The 15,572-nt window shown below is 72.8% G+C and carries 10 protein-coding genes; 3 read left to right on the top strand and 7 right to left on the bottom strand.

The genetic code is table 11. From position 1 onward, the window contains the following. Positions 1-22: 22 nt before the first annotated feature. A complete protein-coding gene (locus ACFQ9V_RS07390) occupies positions 23-1,663 on the bottom strand; it encodes an acyl-CoA dehydrogenase family protein (RefSeq protein WP_382458520.1) in 1,641 nt (546 codons plus the stop codon). A gap of 140 nt (positions 1,664-1,803) precedes the next feature. Then, positions 1,804-3,588, bottom strand: a complete 1,785-nt coding sequence (locus ACFQ9V_RS07385) for an ABC-F family ATP-binding cassette domain-containing protein (protein WP_382458519.1) — start codon at positions 3,586-3,588, stop codon at positions 1,804-1,806. 153 nt (positions 3,589-3,741) lie between these two features. Between ACFQ9V_RS07385 and ACFQ9V_RS07380 the strand changes: the two genes are divergently transcribed. Next, complete coding sequence (locus ACFQ9V_RS07380; protein WP_382458518.1) at positions 3,742-6,615, top strand: LuxR C-terminal-related transcriptional regulator; 2,874 nt, start codon at positions 3,742-3,744, stop codon at positions 6,613-6,615. A gap of 296 nt (positions 6,616-6,911) precedes the next feature. Here the strand turns inward: ACFQ9V_RS07380 and ACFQ9V_RS07375 are convergent, their stop codons facing one another. From ACFQ9V_RS07375 to rsmI, 5 genes are all read right to left on the bottom strand, one after another. Beyond that, positions 6,912-7,856, bottom strand: coding sequence for a 4-(cytidine 5'-diphospho)-2-C-methyl-D-erythritol kinase (locus ACFQ9V_RS07375; protein ID WP_382458517.1), 945 nt, complete (start codon positions 7,854-7,856; stop codon positions 6,912-6,914). A 45-nt stretch (positions 7,857-7,901) separates the two neighbouring features. Beyond that, on the bottom strand, positions 7,902-8,747 hold the full coding sequence (rsmA, locus tag ACFQ9V_RS07370; protein ID WP_382458516.1) for a 16S rRNA (adenine(1518)-N(6)/adenine(1519)-N(6))-dimethyltransferase RsmA: 846 nt from the start codon (positions 8,745-8,747) through the stop codon (positions 7,902-7,904). After that, positions 8,744-9,673 (bottom strand): TatD family hydrolase, encoded by a 930-nt coding sequence (locus tag ACFQ9V_RS07365; protein WP_382458515.1) that lies wholly within the window; start codon positions 9,671-9,673, stop codon positions 8,744-8,746. The genes rsmA and ACFQ9V_RS07365 overlap by 4 nt, the downstream gene beginning before the upstream one ends. Then, complete coding sequence (gene metG, locus ACFQ9V_RS07360) at positions 9,670-11,259, bottom strand: methionine--tRNA ligase (protein WP_382458514.1); 1,590 nt, start codon at positions 11,257-11,259, stop codon at positions 9,670-9,672. Before metG ends, ACFQ9V_RS07365 begins: the two co-directional genes overlap by 4 nt. A gap of 97 nt (positions 11,260-11,356) precedes the next feature. Then, positions 11,357-12,178: a 16S rRNA (cytidine(1402)-2'-O)-methyltransferase gene (rsmI, locus tag ACFQ9V_RS07355; protein ID WP_382458513.1), complete on the bottom strand. Its 822-nt coding sequence runs from the start codon at positions 12,176-12,178 to the stop codon at positions 11,357-11,359. A 25-nt stretch (positions 12,179-12,203) separates the two neighbouring features. Between rsmI and ACFQ9V_RS07350 the strand changes: the two genes are divergently transcribed. Then, positions 12,204-13,829, top strand: a complete 1,626-nt coding sequence (locus ACFQ9V_RS07350; RefSeq protein WP_382458512.1) for a dolichyl-phosphate-mannose--protein mannosyltransferase — start codon at positions 12,204-12,206, stop codon at positions 13,827-13,829. Positions 13,830-13,888: 59 nt separating this feature from the next. Further along, positions 13,889-15,517, top strand: a complete 1,629-nt coding sequence (locus tag ACFQ9V_RS07345; protein ID WP_382458511.1) for a protease pro-enzyme activation domain-containing protein — start codon at positions 13,889-13,891, stop codon at positions 15,515-15,517. Positions 15,518-15,572: the final 55 nt, after the last annotated feature.

Here is a 15,572-nt window from a genome sequence, read left to right as displayed (position 1 = left end):
TGTTGGACGGGTCTTCTGGCGCTCAGGCCCGCGCCACGATCCCCGCGGTGTCCACCCTTGCCGGCAGCTCCCCGTAGAGCGATCCGCGATCGGGCCCGAGCCGTGCCGCGACGAACGCGTCGGCGACCGCCGGCGGCGCATAGCGGATGAGCAGCGACGCCTGCAGCGCCACCGCGAGCGCGGCGACCAGCGTGCGCGCCGACGACTCGTCCGCGTCCGCCACCGCGCTGCGCAGCCGGTCGTGGTGCGCGTCGTACGCTGCGTGCGTCCCGCGGGCCGTCGCGAGCTCGGCGTCGAACGCCGCCACGCTCGCCGGGTCGCGCCCGATGGCGCGCAGCACGTCCAGCGCGATCACGTTGCCCGAGCCCTCCCAGATCGCCATCACCGGCTGCTCCCGATAGCGCCGGGCCAGCGGGAACGCCTCCGTGTAGCCGTTGCCGCCCAGGCACTCCATCGCCTCGTAGGCGTGGCCGGGACCGCGCTTGCAGACCCAGTACTTGCTCACCGCGGTGGCCAGCCGGCGGAACGCGACCTCGGCCTCCGTGGCGTCGTCGTCGTGCGCGCGGGCCAGCCGCAGCGCGACCGCCGTAGCGGCCTCCGACTCCAGCGCCAGATCGGCGAGCACCGCCGTCATCGCGGGCTGCTCGACCAGGCGGCGGCCGAACGCCGCGCGGTGCCGCACGTGCCACGCCGCCTCAGCGACGGCCTGCCGCATCCCCGCCGCGCTGCCGAGCACGCAGTCGAGCCTGGTTCGGTTCACCATCTCCAGGATGGTGCGCACGCCGCGGCCCTCCTCGCCCAGGAGGTAGCCGACCGTGTCCGCGAACTCGATCTCGCTGGAGGCGTTCGAACGGTTCCCGAGCTTGTCCTTCAGGCGCTGGATCAGGAAGACGTTGCGGGCGCCGTCCTCCAGCACCCGGGGCACGACGAAGCAGCTGAGGCCGCCCGCGGTCTGCGCGAGCACCAGGAACGCGTCGGACATCGGCGCGGAGCAGAACCACTTGTGGCCGGTCAGCAGCCAGCGCCTGTCGCCGTCGGCGAGCGCCCGCGTGGTGTTGGCGCGCACGTCGGAGCCGCCCTGCTTCTCCGTCATCGCCATCCCGAACAGCGCGGAGGCCTTGCCGGCCCCCAGCCGGCCGTCGTACTCGCGGGAGAGCAGCCGCGGCACCCACTCGGCCGCGAGCTCCTGCGAGGCGGCCAGCGCCGGGACCGCCGCGTGCGACATCGAGACGGGGCAGGCGTGACCCGGCTCGACCTGCGCGAACAGCATGAAGGTCGCGGCGCGCGCGACGTTCGCTCCGGGACGCGGTTCGGCCCAGGCGGAGGTGTGCGCTCCCGCGGCGGCGGCCTGCCGGATGATGCGGTGGTAGCTCTCGTCGTAGTCGACCTCGTCGATGCGGGCGCCCCACCGGTCGAAGGCCCGCAGCTGCGGCTCGCGCACGTTCGCCCGCTCGGCGTCGGCCTGGAACCCGGCCGACCCGACCAGCCGTCCGACTGCGCCGAGGCCGGACAGCGCCCAGTCGGCGTCGTAGCGCTCGACGGCCTCCCGCAGCGGGAGGTTCGCGGCGAACTCGTCCAGGTCGACGCGCGGGGGCGCCTGGTTGAGCACGGGATCGGCGGCCTGATTCACGACGGCCTGTTTAGCGACGTTGTGGGTCGGCATGCGGCGAGTCTAATCCGGGGGTGCCGCGGCTCGGCTCGTTGGCAACGGAGGACATCGCGCCCAACACTCCGCCGCACAACAGCTTCCGGAGGACATCCGTGGCTGGGACCCTTCCATCTCCTCCGTTGGCGACAGGCGGGTCAGGCCTCGAGCTGCTCCGAGAGCTCCAGCCAGCGGGTCTCCTGGTCGGCGATCTCGCCCTCCAGCGTGCGCAGCTCCTCGGTGAGGCGGCCGAGGCCGACGTAGTCGCTCTGGTCGTGGCGGGCGATCGACTCGTGGTGGTCGGCGACCTGGCCGGCCAGCTTCGTGAGGCGGCGGTCGATGGAGGCCAGCTCCTTCTCGGCGGTGCGCAGGGCGGCGCCGGACAGCGCTGGGGCCGACGCGGGCGCGGGCACAGTGGAGGCCGCAGCAGGCGCCGCCGCGCGGTCGCGCCGCAGGCGCAGGTACTCGTCCACCCCGCCCGGCAGGTGCCGGAAGGCCCCGTCCAGCACCGCGTACTGCTGGTCCGTCACCCGCTCGACCAGGTACCGGTCGTGCGACACCACCAGCAGCGTGCCCGGCCAGCCGTCGAGGAGGTCCTCCATCGCGGCCAGCATGTCGGTGTCGAGGTCGTTGGTCGGCTCGTCCAGGATGAGGACGTTCGGCTCGTCCAGGAGGATCAGCAGCAACTGGAGGCGGCGCTTCTGGCCGCCGGAGAGGTCCTTGACCGGCGTGGAAAGCTGCGCGTTGGTGAAGCCGAGGCGCTCCAGCATCTGGCCGGGCGAGACCTCCTTGCCGCCGGCGAGATAGGTCGTGCGCTTGTCGGCGACGACCGCGCTCACCCGGAGGTCCTGGACGGCCTCCAGCTCGTCGAGCTGCTGCGTCAGCGTCGCGATCTTGACGGTCTTGCCGCGCTTGACCCGGCCGGCGGTCGGCTCGACCGTGCCCGCGACGAGGCCGAGCAGCGTGGACTTGCCCGCACCGTTGATCCCGAGGATGCCGGTGCGCTCGCCGGGCGCGATCCGCCATTCGACGTCGCGCAGCACGGTCTTCGGCGGGAACTCGACCGTGACGTCGATCAGGTCCACCACGTCCTTGCCGAGGCGGCCGGTGGCCAGCTTCGTGAGCTCCACGATGTCGCGCGGGGCCGGCTCGTCCGAGATGAGCGCGGCGGCCGCGTCCATCCGGAACTTCGGCTTGGTGGAGCGCGCGGGAGCCCCGCGGCGCAGCCAGGCCAGCTCCTTGCGCATCAGGTTCTGCCGCTTGGTCTCGGCGACGGACGCCATCCGGTCGCGCTCGACGCGCTGCAGGATGTACGCCGCGTAGCCGCCCTCGAACGGCTCCACGATGCCGTCGTGGACCTCCCAGGTCGCGGTCGACACCTCATCGAGGAACCAGCGGTCGTGCGTCACCACCACGAGCGCGCCGGAGGCGGCCGGCCAGCGCCGCTTCAGGTGGGTGGCGAGCCAGGCGACGCCCTCGATGTCGAGGTGGTTGGTCGGCTCGTCCAGGAAGAGGATGTCATGGTCGTGCACGAGGAGCGCGGCGAGCGCCACCCGGCGGCGCTGGCCTCCGGAGAGCTCGCCGATCGTCGCCTCCCAGGGCACGTCGGCAACGAGTCCGGCGAGCACGTCGCGCACGCGCGGGTCGCCGGCCCAGGTGTGCTCGTCGCGGTCGCCGACGATGGCGCGGCCGACCGTGAGCGCGTCCGGCAGCGCGTCGCGTTGGTCGAGCATCCCGACCGTCACGCCGCGGCGGCGGGTGACTCGGCCGGAGTCGGGCTCGATGCGCCCGGCCAGCAGCGAGAGGAGGGTGGACTTGCCGTCGCCGTTGCGGCCGACGACGCCGATGCGGTCGCCCTCGGAGACGCCCAGCGTCAGCGAGTCGAAGACGACCCGCGTCGGGTATTCGAGATGCAGCGACTCGGCGCCGAGGAGATGAGCCATGAGGTCCTCCAGCCTACCGTCGCGGCCCGGGGCCGCCCTGCGCGAGGACGCCGGCTCCCCCTCCTTGGGGGAAACCGACCGGACACCCCGCTGTGGGATGATCGAAGGACCGGACCGCGCGTTCCCGACCCGCGCGGTCGATGGGGGCTGACCGTGACCGACGAGCTGGCGATCCTACGCCCTCTCTTCGGACGCGATCGGGCCAGGGAGACCATCCTCCTCGTCGCCCACCGTGCGATCGACCGCGGCGGCGCCGTGCTGGTCACCGGCGAGGCTGGGCTGGGCAAGACCTCCCTGCTCGCCGACATCGCCGAGCGGCTCGACGGCTGGACCGTGCTGCGGGTGAGCGCCGACTCGTTCGAGTCCGATCTCGCGTACGCGACGGTCGAGACCCTCGTGCGCGGGCTGACCGCGTTGCGCGGCGCGGACGACGCCACCATCCGCCCTCCCGCACCGGAGGACGACGCCCTCACCGTCGGGCGGCTGCTCCTCGACGCGATCGACGGCCTGGCCGGGCCGGTGTGCCTCATCGTGGACGACGCGCAGTGGGTGGACCAGCCCTCCGCGCGGGCGCTCCGGTTCGTGGTGCGGCGGCTGTCCGATCGCGGCTTCCTGTTCACGGCGGCCTCGCGCCCGCAGCCGAACAGCGTGACCGCCCTGTTCGACGACCTCGCAGCGACCTCCGTCAACCACGCCCGCATCGACCTCACCCCGCTCACCGTCTCCGACACGCAGGAGCTCGCCGAGCACCTCCTCGGCCACGCCATCTCGCGCCGCACCGCGACCCGGCTGACCGAGGCGACCCAGGGCTCCCCGCTGCTGCTGAGCGTGCTGCTCGGCCAGCTCCGCGACACGTTCGAGCAGGCGCTGCACCCCGCGGGCTGGGACCTCCCGGACACCGCGATCATGCCGCTCGCGTCGGCCATCTCGGCCGCGCTTGAGGGCGCCGACCCCTCCGTGCACACCGCCGCCGAGTTCGTCGCCGTGCTGCGCGACCCGCTGCCCGCGCCCGTCGTCGGCAGCATCGCTGCCCGGCTCGGCGTGAAGCTCGACCTCCCCGGCGCGGTGACGCGCGGGCTCGTCCTCGGCCGCGCCCGCGACGGCGTGCTCTGGGTGGAGCCGGCGCACGCGCTGCTCGCCGACGCGCTCGCCGCCGAGCTGAGCGTGGAGCGCCGGGTCGCCATCCACCGGGTCGCCGCCGAGGCGCTGGACGGCCATCGCGCGCTGCGCCACCGGGTGGAGGCCGCCGACACCGCCGACCCGCTGCTGGTCGACGAGCTGCTCACGGCCGCGCTGGCCGCCGCCGACCAGGGCCACGCCGAGCAGGCGATGAGCTACGCGCGCTCGGCGATGCACCTGGCCACCGACGGCGAGCTGGAGCGCGCGCTGATCGAGCTGGGGCTGATCGCGATGCGGTTCCGCCTGCACGAGCAGATCCTGGAACTGCGCCCCGCGATCGAGGCCCTGGCTCCATCCCCCGCCCGCGACGCGGTGCTGCTGGAGCTGCGCACCCTCTCCCGCGACGTGCCGGGCGCCCTGGAGCTGGCGCTCAAGCTGGAGGCCGCGCCCGCGACCACGCCGGACGAGCGCGCGATCCGCACCCACGTCGCCGAGGCGATCCCGAAGGTGCTGATGGCGATGGGCGACTTCGCCGGCGTCCTCGACCACCTGGCGACCGCCCGCGTGCACATCGCGGCGTGCCCGCGGCCCGAGGAGGTCGCCGACCCTGCGCTGCGCTGGCTCGCCGAGCCCGACGAGCACCTGGTCCGGCTGCTGGGCTGGGCGCTCAACTCGGCCGCGCACGCGCGCCGGCCCGACCTGTTCGCACCGCTCACGGCCGAGCTCGACGAGCTGCTGGCGCAGCACGAATCGCCCGCCGCCGTGGACGCGCTCGTCGCGCGCTCCCGGGTGTTCATCCTCGGCGGCGATGTCGAGCGCGCCCGCGCCGACCTGGCCAGGGCGAACCAGCTCGTCCGCCGCTTCCCGTCGAGCTGGACCGCCGGTTTCGTGCGCACGATCTACGCGCACATCCTCTTCCTCGTCGGCGAGTGGGAGGAGTCGGTCACGCTGGCCGACACGGCCGTGGCGCTCGCCCTGGACGAGACCGACCTGTCCTGCTGGCCGATCGCCCTGTGGACCTCCGCCCTGGTCCGCGCCGGTCGCGGCGAGGCCGACTCGGTGGGCGAGCGGCTGCGCTCGGCCGCGCGGGCCGACCCGCGGTTCACCGGCTCCTACGACGGCGACCTGCCGTTCCTCGCCAGGGCCGAGCTCGCCCGCGCCCTCGGCCGGCCGGAGGAGCAGCTCCAGGCGACGGTGGACGCCGAGGCCGCAGCGACGCGCGCCTCCACTCTCGGCTGGCTCACGTACCGCGTCGACGCGCTCGCGACACTCGGCCGTGCGGCCGAGGCGCGCGCCGCCTTCGAGCGCTGCGTCGCGCCAGGCCTGTGGCGGCCCTACTACGGCTCGCTGCGCTGGCTCGAAGGACGCGTGCTGGAGGCGGAGGGCCGGATCACGGAGGCGGTGGCCGCGTACCGGGAGGCCGCACAGGAGTCCCGCTTCGCGTTCGCCGAGGCGGTCGCCGCGCTGGACGCCGGCCGGCTGCTCGCGGCGGACCCCAAAGCCCGGGACAACACCGACGACCGCGACGACGCCGAGCCCCTCCTGGAGGCCGCCGCCACCACTTTCCGCCGCCTCGGCGCCAGCAACTACCTCGCCAGGACCGCGCAGCACCTCGACACGCTGCGCTCGGCCCTGAGCGGCGCGGCCGACGGCGAGCGCGGCTCCGACGACGGAATCGGGGACCCGCTCGCCTCGCTCACCACGCGCGAGCGGCAGGTGGCCCACGCGCTGGCCGCCGGCATGACCAACAAGGAGATCGCGGAGCGGCTGTACGTCTCCGTCACGACCGTCAACTTCCACGTGCGCAACATCCTCGCGAAGCTCGGGATGCGCTCCCGCCGGGAGCTGCGCTCGCTCGCACTCCCCCGCCGCCGGCCCGTCAGAAGCGACCGACCCGTCAAGAGTTGACGGTTTTGCGGTCCCCCACTATGAGGACACGCACCCGCTCGCTAACGTTGATCTCACCCGGGATGCCCGACCCGCACCCGCACGGATACGACTCCGATCTGACGAATCGTCTCAACCCGACGTGCGCTGCGGATCGGGCGTCCTCGGGCTCCGGCGCCGACCCGAATGCGCGCCTGTGCGTCTCACCAGCGCCGAGTACACCTGGAGCGCCGGGATGTGGCCCGACATGGCCCGGCTCCCCAGGGTGCTCGGCGGGGGTGCTCGGCGGAGGTGCCCGGCGGGCCGACGAAGGCGCCTCAGTCGCCGACGACCCTCGCCCCGTGAACGGGACCGGTCGCCCGCACCGCGCGGATCCGGGAGGCGCTCAGCGCGATCTGCAGGTCGAGCGCGTTGTCGAGGTCAGCGGTCAGGAACGCCACGGTCGGACCGGAGCCGGACACGATGCCCGCGAGCGCGCCGTTGAGCTCGCCGAGCTCCAGCACCTCCGCGATGCTCGGGGCCAGGTGGATGGCCGGCGCCTGGAGGTCGTTCGTGAGCGCCTCGGCCAGCATCGCCGGGTCGCCCGCACGCAGGGCCTGCAGGATCTCCGTATCGACGCTCGGGCTGCGTTCGGCCGGCGCGATCTCGCCGATGTGCCGCTGCCGGTGCCGGTCGAGCTCGCTGTAGACGGCGGGCGTGCTGAGCTCGCCCTCCGGCAGCGCGAGCACCCACTGGAACTGCCCGGTCGCCAGCGCCGGGCTGAGCCGGTCGCCGCGGCCGGTGCCGATGGCCGTGCCGCCGATCAGAGCGAAGGGGACGTCGGCGCCGAGCCGGGCGGCCAGGGCGAGCAGCTCCTCGCGGCCGAGCTCGGTGCCCCACAGCGCGTCGCACGCGACAAGGGTCGCGGCGGCGTCGGCGGAGCCTCCGCCCATTCCGCCCGCGATCGGGACGTGCTTGTCGATCTCCAGCCGGACGCCGCCGGTGTGGCCGGTCTTCTTGGCCAGCAGCTTGGCGGCCTTGATGGCCAGGTTCGTGCCGTCGGTCGCCAGGCCGCTCGTGTCGACGCTTCCCGCGAAGCTGACCGAGAAGTCGTCGGCCCGGTACGCGCGGACGTCCTCGTAGAGCGAGACGGCCTGATAGGCGGTCGCGACGTCGTGGTAGCCGTCGTCGCGGACGGCGCCGACGCGCATGAACACGTTGATCTTGCCCGGCGCACGCACATGCACGGAATCGACGTCCCACCCCGAACCCGCCTCGACCATGCCTCAAACCTACACACCGCGGAGCCCGCGCGCGGACCACGCGGATCAGGCGGTTTCGGCGAGTCTCACGAAGTCGTCGAGCTGGAGCTGCTCGCCCCGGAGCGAGGGACTGATCCCTGCCGCCTCCAGGGCGGTCGCGGCGCTGTTCGGGTCGCCGAAGACGACGGAGAGCGCCTGGCGGAGGGTCTTCCTGCGCTGCTGGAACGCGGCGTCCACGAGGGCGAACGTGCGGCGACGGAGGCTCTCGTCGCCGCGCGGCTCCGCACGACGGTCGAAGGCGACGAGCACCGAGTCCACGTTGGGCACCGGCCAGAAGATCTGCCGGCTGACGTTGCCCGCCGTGCGCCAGTCGCCGTACCAGGCGGCCTTCACGCTGGGCGCGCCGTAGACCTTGGAGCCGGGGCCGGCGGCGATGCGGTGGCCGACCTCCGCCTGCACCATCACCACGCCCGAGCGGAGGGTCGGGAAGGTCTCCAGGAAGTGCAGCAGCACGGGCACCGAGACGTTGTACGGGAGGTTCGCGACCAGCCGCGTCGGCTGCTCCGGCAGCTCCGTCACCGTGAGCGCGTCTTGGTGCATAACGGTCAGCCGCCCGGCCGCGGAGGGCGCGAGCTGTTCGACCGTGAGCGGGAGCTGCGCGGCGAGCCGGCGGTCGATCTCCACGGCGACGACGCGCGCGCCGGTCTCCAGGAGGCCGAGCGTGAGGGAGCCGAGACCGGGCCCGACTTCCACCACGACATCACCCGCCTCCACCTCCGCCACCCGGACGATGCGGCGGACGGTGTTGCCGTCGATCACGAAGTTCTGGCCGAGCTTCTTGGTGGGGGTGACGTCGAGCAGCTCCGCGAGGTCGCGGATCTCGGCCGGCCCGAGCAGGCGCAGCTCGCTCACGCGATCGTCCCGATCGGGCCGGACGGCGGCGGCCCGACCGGCTCGCTGTCCCAGCGGCCGTACACGAGCTCGGTGTTGGAGTTGATCTGCGCCGCGAGCGTGGAGGCGTCGGTCTCCAGGTACTCGGCCATCGCCCGCAGCGTGTGCGGGATGAGGTACGGCGCGTTGGGACGGCCGCGGTACGGCATCGGGGTGAGGAACGGCGCGTCGGTCTCGACCATGATCAGGTGGCGGGGCGTGGCCTGGAGCGCAGCCCGCAGGCCGGGGGCGTTCTTGAACGTGACGTTGCCCGCGAACGACAGGTACCAGCCGTTGTCCGCGCAGATCTCGGCCAGCTCCAGGTCGCCGGAGAAGCAGTGGAAGACGGTGCGCTCGGGCGCGCCGACCCGCTTCAGCGTCGAGACGACGGCCGCGTGCGCGTCCCGGTCGTGGATCTGGAGGGCGATGCCGTTCTGCTTCGCGATCTCGATGTGCGCCTCGAAGGACGCGAACTGCGCGTCGCGCCGCGGCCCTGCCTCCGTGCGGAAGAAGTCGAGCCCGGTCTCCCCGACGGCCCGCACGCGCGGCCGCCCGGCCAGCTCGGCGATGACCGTGAGGGCGTCGTCCAGCTCGCCGCGCTCGGCGTAGTCCGGCGCGTCGTTGGGGTGGAGGGCGACGGCGGCGAGCATCCGCGGCTCGATCGCCGCCATCTCCGCCGACCAGCGGGAGGTCTCCACATCGTTGCCGACCTGGACGACCCCGCGCACGCCCACGCTCGACGCGCGGTCGAGCTGCTCGCGGTAGTCCAGCGGGTCGTCGCCGTCCGCGATCTCCAGGTGCGTGTGGTTGTCGTAGACGGGCACGACGAGCGCCTCCGGCAGCGGCGGGTACGCGAGGTCGCGACCGTCGGTGACGTGTCGCTGCCGGATGAACGCGGGGTCGGTCATGCCCCCTGCACCACGTCCGCCTCGATGCGCGGGAACAGCGCCTCGAGCCCGTTGACCTCGGTTCCGGCGGGCAGACGACCCCAGTCGCCTGCCTGCCGCAGCGGCTGCGCGTCCAGCGGGCCGAGCTCGGCGGTGACGCCGAGCGCCGTCCACAGCTTCGCCGTCGCCTTCGGGATGACCGGCGAGAGCAGCACCGCCAGGGCGCGCAGGCCCTCCGCCGCCGTGTAGAGCACGGTCTGCAGGCGCTCGCGCTTGGCGTCGTCCTTCGCGAGCGACCACGGCTCCTGGATCGTGATGTAGCCGTTGAGCTCGTCCACCACCGTCCACACCGCGGCGAGCGCGTCGTGGATCGCCAGCGTGCTCATCGCGGCGTCGGCGTCGGCCGCGGCCTTCGCGACGACCTGCTGCACATGGAGGTCGGCCTCCTCGTAGCCCGCCGCGGGCGGCACGACGCCCTGGAAGTAGCGGGTGACCATCGCGACGACGCGCGACGCCAGGTTGCCGAAGCCGTTCGCGAGCTCCGCCTGGTAGCGCGCGGCGAGGTCCTCCCAGCTGAACGAGCCGTCCTGGCCGAAGTTGATCGCGCGCAGGAAGTAGTAGCGGAACGCGTCGGAGCCGAAGGTGTCGGTGATCTGCGTCGGCGCGATGCCGGTCAGCTTGGACTTGGACATCTTCTCGCCGCCGACCAGCAGCCAGCCGTGGCCGAACACGCGGTGCGGCACCTCCAGGCCCGCGGCCATCAGCATGGCGGGCCAGATGACGGCGTGGAAGCGCAGGATGTCCTTGCCGACCAGGTGCGTCGCCGGCCAGCGGCGCTCGAAGGTCTCGTCGTCCTGGCCGTAGCCGACCGCAGTGACGTAGTTGAGCAGCGCGTCGAACCACACGTAGACGACGTGGGTCTCGTCCCACGGCACCTTGATGCCCCAGTCGAAGCTCGACCGGGAGATCGACAGATCGCTCAGCCCCTGGCGGACGAACGACACGACCTCGTTGCGCGCCGACTCCGGCTGCACGAACTCCGGGCGCTCCTCGTAGAGGGCGAGCAGGCGGTCGGCGAAGTCGCTCATCCGGAAGAAGTAGTTCTTCTCCTGCAGCAGCTCCAGCGGCTTGGAGTGGATGGCGCAGACCTTCTGGCCCGCGTACTCCCCCGTGCCGTCGACGATCTCGCTCTGCGGCTTGAACTCCTCGCAGCCGACGCAGTAGAGCGCCTCGTACTCGCCCGCGTAGATGAAGCCGTCGTCGTACAGCTTCTGCAGGAACTTCTGCACGTTCTTCTCGTGCCGCTCGTCGGTGGTGCGGATGAAGTCGTCGTTGGCGATGTCGATGGTCTTCAGCAGCGGCAGCCACTCGTTCGTCACCAGCCGGTCCGCCCACTCCTTCGGGGTGGTGCCGTTGGCGGTCGCGGTGCGCAGGATCTTCTGCCCGTGCTCGTCGGTGCCGGTGAGCAGCCAGGTGTCGTCGCCGGCCTGACGGTGCCAGCGCGCGAGCACGTCCGCGGCGACCTCCGTGTAGGCGTGCCCGATGTGCGGGACGTCGTTGACGTAGAAGATCGGCGTGGTGATGTAGAACGCGGAGCCGTCGGACATGCTGACCATCCTACGGCCGCGCGGGACCCCTCCCGCCCCGTATTACCACCCGCCGAGACGTGAGTAGGTGCGGGAATCAGGCACCCGATTCCCGCACCTACTCACGTTTCGCGGCCAGGGCCGCCTGGTAGAGGTCGCGGCGGGAGAGGCCGGTGGCCTCGGCGACCTCGGTGGCGGCCTCTTTGAGGCGGGCGCCGTCGGCGACGAGGGTGAGCACCTGGGTGAGGGCGGTGGCGGGGTCGGCCTCCCGGGCGGGCGCGCCCGCGACGACCACGACGATCTCGCCGCGCGCGCCGTCCGCCGCCCACGCGGCCAGCTCGGCGAGCGTGCCGCGGCGGACCTCCTCGTGCAGCTTGGTCAGCTCGCGGCACACCACCGCGCGGCGGTCGGCGCCGAAGACCGCGGCCAGGTCGGCGAGGGAGGCGCCGAGCCGGTTGGGCGACTCGAAGAACACCATCGTGCGCTGCTCGGCCGCCAGCGCTCGCGCCGCCGAGGTGCGCTCGCCGTGCTTGCGCGGCAGGAAGCCCTCGAACGTGAACCGGTCGGTCGGCAGGCCGGACACGGCGAGCGCCGTGAGCACCGCGCTCGGACCAGGCACGACCGTCACGCCGACGCCCGCGGCGGCGGCGGCCTCCACCAGCGGGAATCCCGGGTCGGAGACCGTGGGCATCCCGGCGTCGGAGAGCACCACCACGTCCTGGTCGCGGGCGAGCTCCACCAGTTCGGCGGCGCGGTCGCGCTCGTTGTGCTCGTGCAGGGCGATCAGCCGCGGCCGGTTCTCGACGCCGAGGCCCGCCAGGAGGCGCTGCGTGACGCGGGTGTCCTCGGCAGCGACCACGGTCGCGGAGCCCAGCAGTTCGACCAGGCGGGCGGAGGCGTCGCCGAGGTTTCCGATCGGCGTCGCGGCGAGGATGATCATGGGTCCAGTCTGTCAGGATGTCCTGGTGACCTCCCCCGACATCGCCGCACCGGACGCCCGGCCGGCTGCGCATGCCGCGCCGGCCCGCACCGGCAGCCGGCTGGATGACTGGTGGGCACGCGTGCTGCGCACGCCCCTGCGGCTGCAGCTCTGGTACTGGGGCGCGCCGATCGCGGTCACGCTGCTCGCCGCGATCCTGCGGCTGTGGGACCTCGGCAGCCCGCACGTCCTCGTCTTCGACGAGACCTTCTACGTCAAGGACGCCTGGAGCCTCTTCCACCTCGGCTACGAGGGGAGCTGGCCCGACAAGGCCGACCAGTCGTTCAACGCGGGCAACACGAACATCTTCCAGTCGTCCCCGTCGTTCGTCGCGCATCCGCCGCTCGGCAAGTGGATCATCGCGCTCGGGATGGCCGCGACGGGAGCCGGCAACTCGTTCGGCTGGAGGCTGTCGACCGCCGTCGTCGGCATCCTCGCCGTGCTGATCGTGTTCCTCATCGCCCGCGTACTGTTCTCCTCCACGATCATCGCCACGATCGCGGGCTTCCTGTTCGCGATCGACGGGCACGCCATCGTGATGAGCCGGGTCGCGCTGCTCGACAACATCGTGATGTTCTTCGCGCTGCTCGCGTTCGGCTGCATCCTGCTCGACCGGCGCTGGCACGCCGACCGGCTCGCCGCGAAGCTCCTCGCCGCCCGCATGGCAGGACGGGACCCCTCCTGGGGACCGGTGCTCTGGTGGCGGCCGTGGCTGATCGCCGCGGGCGTCCTGACCGGGCTGTGCGCGGGCGTGAAGTGGAGCGGCTTCTACTTCCTCGCGTTCTTCGCCGTCTACATCGTCATCGTGGACATCGTCGCCCGGCGCCGGGAGGGCGTGGCCTTCTACGTCAGCGGCGCCCTGCTCAAGCAGGCGCCCGCGACCTTCGTGCTGATGGTCCCGATCGCGTTCCTCTCCTACCTCGCCACCTGGACCGGCTGGCTGGTGACAAAGGGCGGCTACTACCGCGAGTGGGCGCAGTCGGTGCACACGCAGTGGACGGGAGGCCTCTCCTGGGTGCCGCTGTGGTTCCAGAACTTCTGGCACTACCAGTCGGAGATGTACAACTACAGCATCAACCTGCACGTGCCGCACCCGTACCAGGCCAACCCGCTGACCTGGCTGTTCATGATCCGGCCGACGAGCATGTACTACACCGGCAACGCCTACGGCCAGGCCGGCTGCACGGCGCCGGGAGGCTGCTCCGCGGCGATCACGTCGCTCGGCAACCCGATCATCTGGTGGGCGGCCGCCGCCGCGGTGTTCTATCTCGTCTACCGGCTCGCCCGCTACCGCGAGTGGCAGGTCGGCCTCATCCTCACCGGGCTCGCGGCGGGGTACCTGCCGTGGCTGCTCTACATCAACCGCACGATCTTCCAGTTCTACGCGATCGCGTTCGAGCCGTACACGATCCTGGCCCTCGCGGCGGTCATCGCGCTGGTGCTCGGCAAACGCACCGACCCGGAGCGGCGACGCCGCACGGGGATCGCCTGGACGGCGGTGTTCCTGGGTCTCGCGACGGTGGGCAGCGCCTTCTTCTGGCCGATCTGGACGGCGCAGCAGGTGCCGTTCTGGTTCTGGCAGATCCACATGTGGCTGCCGAGCTGGGTCTGAATTTTCCACTGGGCTGGGGGGGGCTGCCACTGTCGGCTCCCGGTGGTAGACCGTTCAGTATGGATGCCGAAGAGCCGCTGAACCTCGTCCCCCTTCCCGGAAGCGAACGGCCGGAACGCGCCGGCTTCCAGACGCACGGAGCCCTGCCTCCCGACACGCCCGTCCAGGCGACGCTGATCCTGCGCCGCCGGGCCCCGCTCCCCGACGACGCCTTCACGTCGCACCTGACCACGCAGGAGCTTGCCGACCGCTACGGCGCCTCGCCGGAGGACGTCCAGCTCGTGACCTCCACCCTCAAACGCCTCGGCGTGACCATCGACGAGGAGAACGCCGCCGAACGGCGCGTTCGTGTGTCCGGTCCGGTCTCCGTCCTCGCCCGGGTGTTCGGCACCGACCTCGCCCAGGCCCGGCCGGCCGACGCCGGGGAGGACGCCCCGAGCTACCGCCAGCGCTCCGGCGGCCTCAGCATCCCGGCCCAGCTCGACGGCGTCGTGACCGCGGTGCTCGGGCTCGACGACCGCCCGCAGGCGCGCGCCCAGTTCCGGCTGACGACGGCCGCCGCAGTGGCCACCAGCTACACCCCGCCGCAGCTCGGGAAGGTCTACGACTTCCCCGCGGGCACGGACGGCAGCGGCCAGACCATCGCCATCATCGAGCTGGGTGGCGGGTACGTGCAGGCCGACCTGGACACGTACTTCGCCGGCCTCGGCATCCCGTCGCCGTCGGTGACCGCCGTCGGCGTGGACGGCGCCGCGAACGTCCCCGGCCAGGACCCCAACGGGGCCGACGGGGAGGTCATGCTCGACATCGAGGTGGCCGGCGCCCTCGCCCCCGGCGCCGCGCTGCTCGTGTACTTCGCACCCAACACCGACGCGGGGTTCCTGGACGCCGTCAGCACCGCCGCGCACGCGACCCCCACCCCCGCCGTCATCAGCATCAGCTGGGGCCAGTCGGAGGACCAGTGGACCGCCCAGGCGCGCAACGCCTTCGACCAGGCCCTCCAGGACGCCGCCGCCCTCGGCGTGACCACGACCGTGGCGGCCGGCGACGATGGCAGCACCGACCGCGTCAGCGACGGCAAGGCGCACGTCGACTTCCCGGCCTCCTCCCCGCACGCCCTCGCCTGCGGCGGCACCCGGCTGGAGGCGAACCCGTCGACCGGGGCGGTCACGTCCGAGACCGTCTGGAACAACGGCGCAGGCAACGGCGCGACCGGCGGCGGCGTGAGCGACGTCTTCGCGCTGCCCACCTGGCAGAAGAACGTCGGGGTGCCCTCCGCCCCCGCCGCGACGCACGCGGGAGGCGCCGCGAAGCCCCCCGGCGGGACCCACGCGGGAGGGACCGCGAAAAAGGGCTCCGGCGGCCGCGGGGTGCCCGACGTCTCGGCCGTCGCCGACCCGCAGACCGGCTACCAGGTCCGCGTCGACGGCAAGGACATGGTCATCGGCGGCACCAGCGCTGTCGCGCCGCTGTGGGCGGCGTTGATCGCCCGGCTGGCGCAGTCCTCCGGGACCCGCTTCGGGCTGGTGCAGCCGAAACTGTACGACTCCATCCGCGCCGGACAGGTCGCCGCGGGGTTCCGGGACATCACGTCGGGGAACAACGGCGTCTATGCTGCCGGCGCGGGCTGGGACGCCTGCACCGGCCTCGGCGTCCCCGACGGCGCCCACCTCCAGTCCGTCCTCTGACGCGGCCGCACGCAAAGCAACTGGCAGGACACGCCGTCTCGCCCGGGCGCGAGAC

It is taken from the genome of Leifsonia sp. NPDC056665 (genome assembly GCF_042791795.1).
Classification (GTDB): Bacteria; Actinomycetota; Actinomycetes; order Actinomycetales; family Microbacteriaceae; genus Leifsonia.
This window is presented reverse-complemented; position numbering and strand designations above follow the sequence as displayed.

What these genes read in the sequence shown, in the direction of transcription:
- ACFQ9V_RS07390 (WP_382458520.1), bottom strand. Translation starts at nt 1,663, where the DNA reads ATGCCGACCCACAACGTCGCTAAACAGGCCGTCGTGAATCAGGCCGCC.
- ACFQ9V_RS07385 (WP_382458519.1), bottom strand. Translation starts at nt 3,588, where the DNA reads ATGGCTCATCTCCTCGGCGCCGAGTCGCTGCATCTCGAATACCCGACG.
- ACFQ9V_RS07375 (WP_382458517.1), bottom strand. Translation starts at nt 7,856, where the DNA reads ATGGTCGAGGCGGGTTCGGGGTGGGACGTCGATTCCGTGCATGTGCGT.
- ACFQ9V_RS07365 (WP_382458515.1), bottom strand. Translation starts at nt 9,673, where the DNA reads ATGACCGACCCCGCGTTCATCCGGCAGCGACACGTCACCGACGGTCGC.
- metG (WP_382458514.1), bottom strand. Translation starts at nt 11,259, where the DNA reads ATGTCCGACGGCTCCGCGTTCTACATCACCACGCCGATCTTCTACGTC.
- rsmI (WP_382458513.1), bottom strand. Translation starts at nt 12,178, where the DNA reads ATGATCATCCTCGCCGCGACGCCGATCGGAAACCTCGGCGACGCCTCC.
- ACFQ9V_RS07345 (WP_382458511.1), top strand. Translation starts at nt 13,889, where the DNA reads ATGGATGCCGAAGAGCCGCTGAACCTCGTCCCCCTTCCCGGAAGCGAA.